At 49.5% G+C, this 13249-nt stretch carries 11 protein-coding genes; 3 read left to right on the plus strand and 8 right to left on the minus strand.

Annotation, left to right across the window (positions count from 1 at the left end; all coding sequences use genetic code 11):
* Window positions 1-170: 170 nt before the first annotated feature.
* Window positions 171-413: a phage regulatory CII family protein gene (locus ACNI23_RS15870; RefSeq protein WP_420250150.1), complete on the plus strand. Its 243-nt coding sequence runs from the start codon at window positions 171-173 to the stop codon at window positions 411-413.
* A 13-nt stretch (window positions 414-426) separates the two neighbouring features.
* On the opposite strand, the gene ACNI23_RS15875 is transcribed toward ACNI23_RS15870, so the two are convergent.
* Window positions 427-3108 (minus strand): tetratricopeptide repeat protein, encoded by a 2682-nt coding sequence (locus ACNI23_RS15875; protein ID WP_420250151.1) that lies wholly within the window; start codon window positions 3106-3108, stop codon window positions 427-429.
* Between the two features lie 169 nt (window positions 3109-3277).
* On the opposite strand from ACNI23_RS15875, the gene ACNI23_RS15880 reads away from it, so the two are divergent.
* Complete coding sequence (locus tag ACNI23_RS15880) at window positions 3278-5209, plus strand: ArnT family glycosyltransferase (RefSeq protein WP_420250153.1); 1932 nt, start codon at window positions 3278-3280, stop codon at window positions 5207-5209.
* A 17-nt stretch (window positions 5210-5226) separates the two neighbouring features.
* Window positions 5227-6261, plus strand: coding sequence for a dual-specificity RNA methyltransferase RlmN (gene rlmN, locus ACNI23_RS15885; RefSeq protein WP_420250575.1), 1035 nt, complete (start codon window positions 5227-5229; stop codon window positions 6259-6261).
* A 35-nt stretch (window positions 6262-6296) separates the two neighbouring features.
* Here the strand turns inward: rlmN and ACNI23_RS15890 are convergent, their stop codons facing one another.
* The 7 genes from ACNI23_RS15890 to ACNI23_RS15920 all read right to left on the minus strand — a co-directional run bounded on the left by ACNI23_RS15890 (window position 6297) and on the right by ACNI23_RS15920 (window position 13078).
* Window positions 6297-7010 carry a ferrous iron transport protein A gene (locus tag ACNI23_RS15890; protein WP_420250155.1) on the minus strand — a complete coding sequence of 238 codons (714 nt, stop codon included), beginning with the start codon at window positions 7008-7010 and terminating at the stop codon, window positions 6297-6299.
* Window positions 7010-9130, minus strand: coding sequence for a heavy metal translocating P-type ATPase (locus ACNI23_RS15895; protein ID WP_420250157.1), 2121 nt, complete (start codon window positions 9128-9130; stop codon window positions 7010-7012). The genes ACNI23_RS15890 and ACNI23_RS15895 overlap by 1 nt, the downstream gene beginning before the upstream one ends.
* On the minus strand, window positions 9127-9393 hold the full coding sequence (locus ACNI23_RS15900) for a hypothetical protein (protein ID WP_420250159.1): 267 nt from the start codon (window positions 9391-9393) through the stop codon (window positions 9127-9129). Before ACNI23_RS15900 ends, ACNI23_RS15895 begins: the two co-directional genes overlap by 4 nt.
* A gap of 139 nt (window positions 9394-9532) precedes the next feature.
* The gene (locus tag ACNI23_RS15905; protein WP_420250161.1) at window positions 9533-9850 is read right to left on the minus strand and encodes a YtxH domain-containing protein; all 318 of its coding nucleotides are present in this window, start codon (window positions 9848-9850) and stop codon (window positions 9533-9535) included.
* Window positions 9851-9853: 3 nt separating this feature from the next.
* Window positions 9854-10549 (minus strand): hypothetical protein, encoded by a 696-nt coding sequence (locus tag ACNI23_RS15910; RefSeq protein ID WP_420250163.1) that lies wholly within the window; start codon window positions 10547-10549, stop codon window positions 9854-9856.
* Window positions 10550-10578: 29 nt separating this feature from the next.
* Window positions 10579-10893 carry an HMA2 domain-containing protein gene (locus tag ACNI23_RS15915; RefSeq protein ID WP_420250164.1) on the minus strand — a complete coding sequence of 105 codons (315 nt, stop codon included), beginning with the start codon at window positions 10891-10893 and terminating at the stop codon, window positions 10579-10581.
* On the minus strand, window positions 10871-13078 hold the full coding sequence (locus ACNI23_RS15920) for a heavy metal translocating P-type ATPase (protein ID WP_420250166.1): 2208 nt from the start codon (window positions 13076-13078) through the stop codon (window positions 10871-10873). Before ACNI23_RS15920 ends, ACNI23_RS15915 begins: the two co-directional genes overlap by 23 nt.
* Window positions 13079-13249 lie beyond the last annotated feature (171 nt).

Raw genomic sequence — 13249 nt, forward strand, 5'->3', positions numbered from 1 at the left:
AATATGATTGTTACAATACAGTTACAATTGCTTTTTGTCAGCAGAATGGGCATATGATGGGGCGAATCAATACGGCATATATGACATGCGTGATGCCAAGTTGAACGTAGTTGAGTTTTAGTTTATGAGAGCTTTTAAAGGTTGGCTAACTGATAATAAGGCAGAAAATAATGTCGGAAAAAGTTGAAAAAGCAATTCAAGATTTGGTTATGAATGGTCCGGTGCCTTTGGAGCAACTGGCTGAAAGGCTGGGGAAGACCCCTAGAACTCTGGCTCGCGAAGTTGATCCTGATGATAGGAAAGCTAAGCTGGGCGCTGAAACCCTTGTGGAAATCATGCGTATTACCGGCGGTGTTGAGCCCTTACGCCTTATGGCTGAAGAGCTGGATCTTACGATTGAGTCGGTTGATTAATACTGAATTGTAGTTATGGATGCAATGTCGGCAATAGCCATGCATTGCTGTTATACCTGAAATTTATGGATAAACCGGAATAGTTGTCATATCCGGTGGTAATATCCCTCTTTTCGTTAAGATAAATTCCTTCCATTCCCACGGAAGAAGTTTCTTCCGGTCCGGTTGTGCTGTTTGAGGTGCCGTTTAATTTACGGGCGGCATCCTTAAGACGTGATGGAATTTTAGCAGTGGCAAATTCTTGCAGCGCAAATTCTCTTTCTTTCCCGGCCATCGAAGTTATTATTTTCCCCAACTCGACAATTTTATCTACTTCAGGGCTGTTGTCTAAAGCTTCGTCATAAAGATCATCTGCTTCTTCGCGCAGGCCCAAGGCCAGATTTATTCGTGCCAGATTATTGAGCAGCCTTCCTTGATCTCCTTCATTCAAATCAACGGCAAGTGTATACAGGGATGCTGCCCGCTTCATAGTAGACGTAGAATTGGTATACAAGCCGACGATAGCAAGGGCGTCCGCTTTCAAAGCCACACCTTCTTCTCTGCTTGGGGTGTCGGAAAAGCTGGATCTTGCAGCTTGTTCGAGAGCTTTGGAAAGAGATTCAGAGGGGGCGAGTGTCATTTCCCGGATTAACAGATTAAGTTGCAAAAATCTCGGTTTCAATCCTGATTTGACGGACATGGGACGGGAAATGAGTTCTCTGGCTTCAGCTCTATTGGTTGCATCTCTAGAGAAGTAAAGACTTGCTGCAAGGATTTCGGGCTGTCCCTCCATCTCATCGTTAAGCTGCATGGTCTGCATAAACATATTTTCAAAGGCTTCCGCATCGCTCATGGCGGGGTAAGCCAGCCATTCTCCAAGCACGTTGACTCCAGCCTTGATCAGTTTTGCCTGTGGCATGTTGAATTGTTCATATCCGGCAGCATACTCGAGTGTTTTTGGCAAAATGAATCTTGTGGCTGAGGCTTCTTCAGAATTGCGCCCGTCAATCCGGATGGTCGGCAGGGCTTCTGCTGTTATGCGTTTCATCTTGTAGGCCAGAGCAAGTTCATAATAATAACGGTCTTTGTTTTTCATCTGTTCTGCACGTTCAAGGTACGGTCTGACAGAGAGCAGGTTGTCTGTCCGCTGGAAGGCAAGACGGGCAAGCCCGGTAAAAGGTCGGGCATCATCAGGGTTAATACCGTTAAGCCTGTGGAAGAGCGGTTCAGCAAGGTCTGGTCTGTCCAGCAGGATGAGCGCATTCCCTTTTTCCAATTGCAGGTCGAAATTGTCCTGATCGTTTATGGAGAGAGCTGTTTCACAAAGATTTGCCCTTTGGGGCAGGATGCTTATCTGACGGCGTAGCTCATCGTTGAGGTCCGGGTTGGCCAGCAGAGGTTTGAGTTGTGTGGCTGCTGCTCCTCCAGCTTCAATGTCAAGATTGCTGTATTGCGCTTTGGCTGTTGTCAGCAGCATTTCAGGGGCAACAGGGAGTGATGAAATTGCAATGGCACCGCTCAGCAGGGGAGCTGCGCGGGTAATGTCTTCTGCTTTCAGGGCCTGTTCACCGAGTGAATATAAAATCCACGGGACAACCGGGGAGTGAATGCGGTCATGGAAAATGCGGGAAGAAAGTATAAGTTGGGCTTCCTGAGTTGTTTCATATGCCTGAGTCAGAAATTCTATGCGCTCCAGATTTTTTTCCAATGAGTGCGGTCCGTTATCGTCCTGATCAACACTTTGCTGCAGATTTTCGGAGATAGTGCGGATTGTGTGTAAATCCAGCATGGAGCAGAGTTTCATCAGGATGATACACATATCAACGCATGAAGCATCATATGTAGATATGTTGTTTCTGATTGCTGAGGCCACAGCCACCAATTCCTCAACATCGTCCATATTGAATCTATATTCGCTGTGGCGTAATCGAGTCAGGACATTTTCAGCACGGTAAGCCAGATATCCACCGCAGGTTGCGTTGCATAGTGCGGGAAACTTGTCCTTTGAAATGACCGGAAATTCTGGAAGGTTTAAGTCGGCGGGGCCGAGGATATTGTCCAGTATAGATTTACCGGGACCGGGCATGTTTGCAGGAATGATGGAATCCCTTTCCTGAACAGAAATCTTTACCTTGCGCCCGTCCGGTCCGGGAGTCAGGTAGATGCGGACTTTTTCAAATAAGCCGCAGTTCTCAAGGATGATCCGGGCGGCGATAATTTTTTGCGGTGTAGCATCCTCTCCGGGTAGGATCTGGGCTAAAGCCATCACTGCGTTGGGAGTAAGTCGTGAATCTCCACTGACTTCGATTGAGGCAACAGATTGGTTTGATATTAACTGTACTGTCGAATCAGCCAGTTTGTTGGCTGCAGGCTCCGAACTGCTTCCGCCGATCTGTTTTCCTTTAATGAATACTTCCGGTTCAAGGTGAAAGTTATCGGTAAGCAAGGCGGAATAAGATGTGCCTTTGTCATCTTTGACCATGAGTCCGGAGAGTGTATATCGCGATTCGGGGGGCTCTGATGTGCAGTTTGCACAACTTAAGCCGGCAGCAGTTAACCGTTGCTTGATGATGGCTTTGAATTCCGGCGATGGTTGTCCTGAAGGAGTAAGGAAATCTCCTATGGATATGTGCGTGGAGGAGGCTACCGCTGCCGCGGGCAGCAGAAAAATAAGAAAAACTAAAAAAAGAAGTTTTACGGAAATTGGAAAACGCATCTCAGCCTCTTGGTAAATATAAGTAAGATATGGCTTAATAAGTAACCTATCACGGCCATTTAATCCAGCCCTGCATGTTTCGACTTGGAGGGAGAACTCTGGTACAGGTAGCCCACGTAGTGAATATGAACTTTTTTTTGAAAATATAGATTGGAATCGGGATCAGCAAATGGATAATACTGAGTCAGGTCTTAATGGATTTTGCAGGAAAAACTGGGCGTTGCTGCTTGGCATGCTGCTTCTTTTTTCTGCTGTGGTTTCCTTTTATGGAACATGGCTGAATTATTTCTACGATATTGATGAACCTAAATATGCCCGTGCTGTGTATGAAATGATCCACAGCGGCAACCTTTTGGCTCCCATGTTCGACGGCTTGCCGCGGATGGAGAAACCGCCCTTGGCCTACTGGGTTATGTATCCTTTTGCGTGGCTGGCTTCACTTGACGGTTTCAGTGGGAATGCTCTGACCTTCTTCCGTCTGCCCACGGTGATTTGTTCCGTTCTTATGGTCTTGGGAACAGCTTTAACCGGACGCAAGCTTTTCGGTCCGGCCACAGGGCTGCTTGCCGGGATGATCCTGCAAAGCTCCCTACTTTTCAAATTCATGGCCGTGATGATGAAGGTCGATGTGGTTTTCGCCTGCTGCGTTACTTGGGCCACGTACTTTTATTTACAACGTTACCTTGGAGACAAAAGTATCAAGGTTGCCGTTGGCGGTGCAGTACTGACCGCTTTGGGCGTGCTTGCTAAAGGTCCTTTCGCTTTTCTGCCGATGGCCGGATATGCTCTTGCAGTGGGGATTCGTCATAATGTGAATAAAAAGAATGAGTCCGGCGAACCTGCATCTTTCGTGTCCGCCATGAATCTCAAGGGGCTTGTCGCTGCCAAATGGGCTGACCGTAATATTCTGCTGCTCTGGTTTGTTGTCGGGTGTGCTCCGTTTTTCCTCTGGCTTTATGGGGCATGGCTTAGTTCCGGGTTCGATTACAGTCAGGGGCTGCTTGGGCAGTTTTTCCACAATACGGCTTCCACAAGTTCCAAGGTTACGGATAAACTAAGTCATCTTGATCCTTACTTCGATACCTTGACCGTAATATTCTTTCCGTGGGGCGGGTATGTGTTTGGGACCGTTTACGGAATCTGGCGCAGTATCAGGGAGAAGTTTAATGAAAAATATGTCTTCATGGCCTGCGTTTTTCTGGTCTACCTGATAATTTTTACCCTGCTTTTCAAGCTCAAGTCCAACCGCTACATGCTGCCGATACTGCCGCTGCTGTCCATTCTGGTTTGTGACTGGCTGGTTAATGCCAAGCGGGATAAAATCTACCGCACTCTTTTTGAGATGGGTTTTGTCTGGATTTTGTCCATGGCTGCCATGCTTGGCTACCGTTCATTCAAATCCATGAGTGTTTCGGTGAACCTTGCGGATCGGGTGCCTGTGGGCCCATATATGGATTTGATGCTCCCGTTCTTTGTCGCTCTGGGCGGTTTCTTTCTGGTGATGCTCATTGTGAGCATTAAGCAAGCCCAGCGACCGGCTTTGCATATTGTGGTCGGATCACTGGCAATCACGGTGGTCATGCCTTTTTATTACAAGGCACTGCCGTCTTATGCATCTTTAACTGAAAATCGGCCCATGCCTATTCTGGCGCAGGCGGTTACCGATAAAATAGCGGAGTTTTCCGATAGCGATACTCTGGTTCTTCACCGTCCGTTTTTTATCAAAACCTTTCCGGACGTAGTTTACTACCTTAAAAAGCTTGATAAGGATGGAAACTGCATGTACTCGCTCGGTTCCGGGGCGCGTCACGGTGATCTGATGCAGGTTCTGGCGACTCCGCAGATTGCGGCAGAGCTGTTCAAGAAAGAACACCCCGATGCAGAAAAGTACCCGGTCTACCAATATCTCAATAATAAGAAATTTAAGAATGCAGTTTTGCTGCTTTCCGCAAGTGACTTTTATCAGTTGAAACCTTTTATGGATTCCCTTCCAGATATGGTAAAACAATATATTGATGTTGCGGAAATGGAACTGCTGACCATAAAATGGATTAAAGAAAAGATTTTTATTGTCCGCTTTAATCCCGGTAAAATGAAATAATGTCTGATAAGAATAAAATGATAGATATACTTGATTTGGAATACAGCGAGCTTGAAAATTTTGTCTCGCAGGAGCTGAAGGCTCCCCGTTTCCGTACCGACCAGATCTGGCAATGGCTTTGGCAGAAAGGTGTCGAAGATTTCGACTCCATGACCAACCTTGCCAAGAATCTGCGCGATGAAATGAAGGCCAAAGCGGTTATCAACCATCCGCAGGTGGATGTGGTCCAGACCAGTAAGGACGGCACCATCAAGTTGCTCCTGCGCCTGAAAGACGGCGCACTGGTGGAGACTGTACTTATTCCCATGGAAGGGCGTTACACCCAGTGTCTGTCCACTCAGGTGGGCTGCGCAATGGCCTGCACTTTTTGTAATACCGGTTTGATGGGGTTTGAGCGTAACATGTCCATGTCCGAGATGCTCGGTCAGGTTCTTGCTGGCCGTAAATATCTGCGTGAAAACAATCTTAATCCACTCAAGAACCTTGTTTTCATGGGTATGGGCGAGCCGCTGCTCAACCTTGATAATTTGATTCCTACCCTGCGTAATCTTAATAATCAGGACGGGCTTTCCTTTGTGCCCCGGCGCATAACCGTTTCTTCCGTTGGTTTCGTGAAGCAGTTGGAAGAGCTGGGTAAGACCGGGCTGACCCTCCCTGCAATCTCCCTGCATGCTCCCACTCAGGAACTGCGTGAAAAGATTATGCCCAAGGCCGCCAAGACTCACATTGAAGACTTGTTGGCGGCAATGGACCGTTTCCCGCTTAAGCCTCGGGAGAAGGTTACTTATGAATATCTTCTGCTGGGCGGGGTCAACGATTCCATCGAGCACGCCAAGCAATTGGTTAAACTGCTCGGACATCGCCGTTGCAAGGTTAACCTTATTGCCTACAATCCCGGTGACGAGCCGCTTTACAAGGCCCCCACAAGAGAGAAGGTTCTGGCTTTTGAAAAATATCTCTGGGATAAAAAGATAACCGCAACTATCCGCAGGTCCATGGGGCAGGATATTAAAGCGGCATGCGGGCAGCTGAAAGCTGATCAGATGAAATAATAAAAGGGGGTAGTTTTTAACTACCCCCTTTTATTTTAAACTTCAGTAACCAGCATAGTTTCTGCTTGGTCCGGTCGCAGGTGAAGGCGTAAGCCTTCCTTGGTCATGATGATTATGCGGGCACCGGGAGTCATTCCGATGGCCCGGGCAGGCTCAACGGTTTCAAGAGTTACATTAGCACCGGGCTTGATGCCGATGGCTGAGATTGATTTTGCCGCTCTTTGTCCCCCCAGAATGTTTTTAACTGCGAAAGGGCGACCTTTGCCGCAGGTTGCCAACTGGCAGGCTATCCCATCGCATTCCCCCCAGACTTTGGCAGCCATCCCCTCGGTGAGTGAGGTTTGCTTACCATCTACTACCGCCCTGTAGGTCATGGGCGGCAGGCAGCGGACCAGCTTAATGTCATCTCCCTCGGATATTCCAAGAATCTTGAGGCTTTTTTCCAACTGTGATCCGGCGGTCAATCCTTCAATGTGCCCGTGTTCGCCGGGATTCATTTCAAAGACAGGAGTCTTATGCCCGTCATCGTGGTGGACAATAACCTTAGAGGCCATTCCCGCCGCTAGGAGCACTTCTCCATGCGGCCCCTTGATCCTTACCGGATGCTGGACCGAATCTTCGGACATAATCTCCAGTTCAGAGCCTATATGCAGTCCCATGCGCTCAAGGCGGTTCTTCAGACTGTCGCTGGTCACAGCCTTGAGCATCAGGTTTGTTTCAACTGGTGCATTATTTAATGTCAGGGACATTATTGGATCTCCTTTGCATACTCTTGCGGTTTCTTCGCAGATGACGTCTTCATGGCGGCGTATCCAAGTATGCCCACGGTACTTAGGTTGTGAGTCATGGCCGCGGCAAGAGTGGATATTTTTCCCATACCAGCCAGCAGCAGAGTGGCGGAGTTGATACCGACCGCAGACCAGAGGCAATTGCTCAGGGTTTCGCGGTTGGTCAGGGCAATGCGGTGGGCTTCCACAAGGGTAAGCATATCTTCATTGAGCATGACCACTTGTGCTGATTCACGGGCAAGGTCAGCCCCGGAAGGCATGCAGATGCCCACATCGGCGCAGACAAGGGCCGGGGTATCGTTGACCCCGTCTCCGGCAAATGCAACCTTGGCACCGCCTTCCTTGAGCTCCTTGACGATGTTGGCCTTGTCTTCAGGCTTGAGTTCCCAGTGGACAGCATCTACCGGAGGCAACTGGGCTGCGAGGGCCAGAGCTGTGGAGCGGTGATCCCCGGTGAGAATTTCAATGCGTTTGATTCCTGCATCCTTAAATGCTTCGAGTGCTTCAAGTGCTTCCGGACGCAGTTCATCGCGCATGGCAATGACACCTATAAGCTCTTCGTCCATTGCTACGAAGAGCAGGTTCTTACCTGCATTGCGTAGCTGACGGGCTTTCTTTTCCATATAAGAGCAGTCCACGTGCTCATCTTCTTCAACAAAATGCTGGCTGCCTACAAGGACGCGTTTACCGTCAACATAGGCGGAAACTCCGTGGGCCACGATAAAGTCGACCCCACTAACTTCAGGGAGTTGAATTCCCTGCTCTTTGGCCTCGTTCACCACCGCCCTTGCTACCGGATGGGCGTAGTGTTCCTCAGCTCCGGCGGCAATGGAAAGCAGTTCCTCCTCTTCATAAAGCGGCATGGGCACGATGTCGGTGACTTTCAGTTCCCCTTTGGTCAGGGTTCCGGTTTTATCAAAGACGATTGTGTCCACTGCGGCAAGATTGTCGAGGGCTTGCCCGCCCTTGAGCAGCACACCGGCTTTACTGGCGGTATACATGGAAGTACGGGTGGCAACAGGAGTGGAAAGTTTAATGGCGCAGGAGTAGTCAACGGTCAGCACTGATGCTGCGCGGGCGAGGTCTCCGGTGAGGGCATAAACACCCAGTCCGGCCCCGAAGGTCAGGGGAACCAGCTTGTCCGCCAGTTCTGCGGACTGAATCTGTGTTTTGGATTGCGAACGCAGGGAACTTTCCAGATAGCGGTTGATGCGGGCCATGCCTGTTTCAGCACCGACTTTGTCCGCCCTGATCTTGAGGGTGCCTTCTTCCACTACCGCGCCGGAAAGGGTTGCGTCTCCGGGCTGCAGGTGGACGGGGACGGATTCTCCGGTAATGGAACTCTGGTTTACAGAACCGTCGCCCTCAACGATTGTTCCTTCAATGGGGATAAGTTCACCGGGACCGCAGACGACAATGTCTCCAACCTGTAGGTCGTTGAAGTCTATTTCAAGCTCGCGTCCGTCTTTTTCGATCCATATTTTTTCGACCTGCGGTTTAAGCAGGGTCTTGAGCAGGTCAGTGGATTTCTGTTCAGACTGATCCTCTAAGTACTCACCAAGGCAGAGCAGGGCACCAACTGAGTTGGAGGTGAAGTAGTCTCCCCGCATCAGCGAGAGTGCTTTGACAGTGCCGTCCAGTACTTCAATTTTGACTCCGCGGGTGAAAAGTGTTTCCAGTCCTTTTATTATGCCGGGAATGCCCAGCATCCAGCTGGTTGCCGCCTGCACGGGCTGAGGAAGGAAAGGTGTTGCCGCTGCGGCTGCGGTCCGCGCGCCAACGTCGATCAGGTCCACGTTGTGTTCGCGGTCGTTGTCTTTAAGGAAAGCTTCCTGCGGAATATGATCCAGTGTTTCAATAATAGCTGAACGGACTTCTGAAGCACCGTTGTATTCCACTGCAATGGAGAAGGCAGGACCGTTGACCCTGACCGATTCAACTCCATTAAGTGATTCCACGCTGGCCTGCAGATAGTTGTGGTCCAGGTCAGGAGCAAGTAAAATCAATGATTTCAGCCTGATTCGCTTCGGAAGTTCGTGGACTATTTTAAAACGTCTTCTTGTATTCGGAATTCCGATCATCTGTTTATCCTCTGCGGTCTTTTGGAAACCGCCCAATGCAAAGCTGTAAAGCCGACAAAGGCAAAAGAAGCCCATAGATGCAACGGTTTTGCACCCTTGAATTTAAGTACGCCGGAAGCCGCCGAGGCCCCGAGTGTGGCAACCATCCCTATCTTGATAGCGGTTTTGGTTTTGCTCGGAGTAAGCGGACAGTCTTTGCACTGCCGGAATGGCTTTTTCTCTTTAGTTTTAATCAAGTCAATATCTTCTGGTAAAGCGTTCATTGAAGATCACTCCGAGGCGTATATGCGCTCTCGCAATCGTGCATAATTAGTGGCGAAGCCCTATTAAAAGTTTTGGGAGAGTCCAGAGAACCTTTTTACAAAAAGGTTCTCTGGTCCCCGAAGGGCCGGCGGAGGCTTCTTACTCAGACTGCGCTTCGGCTTTGATGTCGTGAATTTTTTCCTTGGCTTCTTCAATGCCGCCCTGAACAGCGGACCATGTTTTGACTGCACCGGAAACAACTGCTTTCTGGACTTTGGGGTTGGAGGCAATAAGTGCCACACCAGCCCCCACGAGGAAACCTTTCAAATAACGGGAATCAGTGAAATTTATCCAGCTTTTAACCGTGGAGGGTTCGTTCACAGGCTGAACCTGCTGCTGGGAATCAATACGCTGCTGTTCGGTGAGCTGCGGATCCTGATAATTGTATACGTAGTCGTTGTTGTAATCCTGACTCATTTTTTACTCCTTTTCTGCTGCTTCTTTGGCAGCCTGTGCGGCCATGTATTCCTGTTCGGCCTTGAGGTCTTCCATTCTTTCCATTTCTTCAGCGGACATTTCTTCCTTTCCGCCGCCGGAAGTGAAGATGGATCTTACGGTCTTGCTGGTGCAGACAAAGGTGATACCTGCGCCAACGAGAAGACCTTTCCAGAAACCGTCGTCAATGCCGTTGAAAAAACTGAGAAAACTTGTCGGATCTGCCTTGCCTTCAGCTGTGTCTTTGACCAGATCAACGAATTGTTTGACCTGATCTTCTGAGGGGTTGGGAGCGATGGTGGGAGCTTGCTGAACAGGCTGTTGATACACGGGTTGTTGCAAGGGCTGCTGTATAGGCTGCTGCATGGGCTGCTGCATGGGCTGCTGGTAAACCTGACCGTACACCGGCTGGCCGTATACCGGCTGACCATATACAGGCTGTCCGTAAACAGGCTGTGCAGGCTGCTGCATCGGTTGCTGATATACGGGCTGCTGCATGGGCTGCTGGGCAGTCATGTTCGGTTGCATATTCCCGGCAACAGGTGCTCCCTGATACGGATCGCCTGGTGTGGTGTAGGAAAAGTGCGGCTGGCCCTGATCCGGTCCCATAACGGGCTGAGAGGTGTTGGGCTGTTGTGGTGCGGTCTGCTGTGCTTCGGGGGTGGTATGTTCGGTGCTCATTTCGGTTAGCTCCTCTAAGTAATATCTATTTATCCGTTGTTCATCAGCCTGCCGTAGAGGTCACTGATGATTTGTGCTTTCTTGTCTTTGTCTGTTCCCTGAATAAGCTCTTCAACCAGTTCCGGCTGAATCTGTTCGGGATCGTATTCAATAACCACTGACCGTGCGGGCATATTGACCCGGGCATCCTTGATGGCTTTCGGCAGTTCGGAATGTTCTTTCATTGCCGCCAGCGCAACGGGCTTGGTTAAAATGAGCGGGCTGAATTTAATCCTGATCCTGCCCGGTATGTGATGGGCCACATCAAGATGCTTTTCCAGTTCAACTATTTTGCGGAAGTTCATAAATTTTGCCTTGTTTGGATTCGATTGCTTCAGGTGAATGCAGGAGCAGCCTTGAAGAGTTGGCGATTACTCCCATAGTATGCAGAATGTGCAGGAATCCGGCCATGACCGGAGAGAGAACCCCGGTGGCTCCCATGATGACTCCCGCTATATTCGAACCTGTTGCCAGCCAGAAGTTCTGGTAGGCTATTTTCACAGTGTCCTGACTTAATTGCTGGACGTACATGAGCCCCTTGAGGTCATCATCGACCAGCGCGATATCTGCTGCTTCAACAGCTACTTCAGCCCCGCCTGTTCCCATGGCAACGCCGACGTCAGCCTGCGCAAGTGCAAGGGCATCGTTGATGCCGTCACCGACCATCATGACTTTGCCCCCTTCACCTTGCAGGGTCAGTACAAGTTGTGCTTTTTCTTCGGGCATTGCTGAAGCATGGATTTCCGGGATGTTCAGAGTTCGGGCAAGATCATTTGCCGTTGCTGGTTCATCTCCGGTGACCAAAACAGTGCGGTCAACTCCACCTGCCCCGAGAGCGTTGAGGACCGTTGCGGACTCTTCGCGTATGGTGTTGGCAAAAGCCAGTAATCCGATGGGATCTTTGTCTTTTACTACGTAAAGCACGGTCAGTCCTTTACGCTTGAGAGTGGAAACCTGCCTGCTTAAGCTACCTATGCGCACATCAAATTGTTCTGTGAGTTTTTTGTTACCCACTAAAATCTCTGTAGAATGGTTTTCATTCTCAGGGAGTTCGGCGCGCATTCCCTTGCCTAAGAAATATTCACACACAGTGTGCGGCAGGGGCGAAATTTTTCTGAGTCCGGCTTCATGCTTGATTGCCTGAGCCAGCGGATGATGATTGTGTGTTTCCACTGAAAAAGCGTAGGTCAGCAGTTCGCTTTCGGTTACGCCTTCAGTTGTGTGGATATGTTCAAGGCTTGGTTCGCTTCCGGTCAGGGTTCCGGTTTTATCGAAGCAGGCGATATCGCATTTACCGACTTCTTCAAGGTATCTGCCGCCCTTGATAAGAATGTTGTTCTTGGCGGCTGTACTGATGGCTGCACTGATGGGCGTTGAAGCGGAAAGTACGGTTGCGCAGGGGCAAGCCATAACCAGCAGCACGGTGAAGGCACGCCACGGGTCAGTTGTGATCAGCAGGGTGCCCACAGTGCAGGCAAAGCCGATTTTGACCAGACGTACCGAAAGTTTGTCCGCTGTGGATTCAATGGCAGTCTTGTTCTCAAGGGAGTCTTCAACCTTATGGAGAATACGGGCCAGATAGGTCTTGTCACCGACCTCTTCGGCCCGGACATAGATGACTCCTTCGCGCACGAATGTTCCGGCAAAAACCTGATCATCCTGTTGTTTGTGAATGAAGTCGGCACGTCCGGTGATGGGTGCTTCATTAATCAATCCCTGACCGTCCACAATGGTTCCGTCTACGCAGATTTTTTCCCCGGTATGTAGGACTACAACATCGCCTTCTTTAAGGTTGTTGATCTCCACCTCAACTTCAACCCCGTCCCTAAGTACGAATGTATGGTGGGTGGTATTGTCCAGAATACCGGAAATTGCCCGGCGGGAACGTTCGGTAATCCATGCGGTGAGAAGTTCCGCCCCTGCATTGATCCAGAGGATTTCGAAGGCGGTCATGGCTTCCCCGGCAATTACCGCAGCGACAATCCCTCCGGCGAGAATACCTTCAAGTCCGAATTTTTTTTCGCGAAGCTTGGTTACAGCTTCCTTAACCAGCGGAACAGCCGCTAGTACAGTAAGGAAACCCAGCGGACTGAGTAGAGTTTGGGCTACTGTAATTCCCAACAGGGATTCACTGATCAGTACGGCACCACCAACAGCGGAAACAAATGAAAAGTAGCGCAGGGCACCTTTAACCTGTGGACATCCGCATTCCTTCTTGTCTTTAATGGGACAGATTTTGGTGGTATGAACAGCTACAATTTCCCGAAGAGCTTCGTAAACATGTTCGGGGCTTATGAAGTCAGGATTGTAGCGGATTACCAGTGCAGCACACTTGTCGTTTGTACGGGTGCGGATTATCCCGGCAACTTTTTCAAGGTTTCTTTCAACAGTGCCGCAAAGGATTTTGTCTTTCCTTAGATCCGGTACCTTAAACCTGATTCTGCCCGGAATTGAATGCTTTATGCTTGCGTATGTTTTATCTGCTCTCACGTGAAGATCCTGTGTTTACTGAATTTTCAGACGGACATTCTGTGAAATTGAAATTGAGTATCAACCCCACAAAAGAGGAAATACAAATGTGCAATCCCTTTGTCAACGAAAACTTATTATTTTGACGGATGGATCTAAAAGCGTAACAGCCCTGCATTCATGGCAGGGCTG

This window comes from Maridesulfovibrio pacificus (SeqCode), assembly GCF_048612815.1.
GTDB classification, from domain to species: domain Bacteria; phylum Desulfobacterota; class Desulfovibrionia; order Desulfovibrionales; family Desulfovibrionaceae; genus Maridesulfovibrio; species Maridesulfovibrio pacificus.

Excerpts from the sequence above, each read along its gene's own strand:
- ACNI23_RS15870 (WP_420250150.1), top strand. The coding sequence starts at position 171 with ATGTCGGAAAAAGTTGAAAAAGCAATTCAAGATTTGGTTATGAATGGT.
- ACNI23_RS15875 (WP_420250151.1), bottom strand. The coding sequence starts at position 3,108 with ATGCGTTTTCCAATTTCCGTAAAACTTCTTTTTTTAGTTTTTCTTATT.
- ACNI23_RS15880 (WP_420250153.1), top strand. The coding sequence starts at position 3,278 with ATGGATAATACTGAGTCAGGTCTTAATGGATTTTGCAGGAAAAACTGG.
- rlmN (WP_420250575.1), top strand. The coding sequence starts at position 5,227 with ATGATAGATATACTTGATTTGGAATACAGCGAGCTTGAAAATTTTGTC.
- ACNI23_RS15890 (WP_420250155.1), bottom strand. The coding sequence starts at position 7,010 with ATGTCCCTGACATTAAATAATGCACCAGTTGAAACAAACCTGATGCTC.
- ACNI23_RS15895 (WP_420250157.1), bottom strand. The coding sequence starts at position 9,130 with ATGATCGGAATTCCGAATACAAGAAGACGTTTTAAAATAGTCCACGAA.
- ACNI23_RS15900 (WP_420250159.1), bottom strand. The coding sequence starts at position 9,393 with ATGAACGCTTTACCAGAAGATATTGACTTGATTAAAACTAAAGAGAAA.
- ACNI23_RS15905 (WP_420250161.1), bottom strand. The coding sequence starts at position 9,850 with ATGAGTCAGGATTACAACAACGACTACGTATACAATTATCAGGATCCG.
- ACNI23_RS15910 (WP_420250163.1), bottom strand. The coding sequence starts at position 10,549 with ATGAGCACCGAACATACCACCCCCGAAGCACAGCAGACCGCACCACAA.
- ACNI23_RS15915 (WP_420250164.1), bottom strand. The coding sequence starts at position 10,893 with ATGAACTTCCGCAAAATAGTTGAACTGGAAAAGCATCTTGATGTGGCC.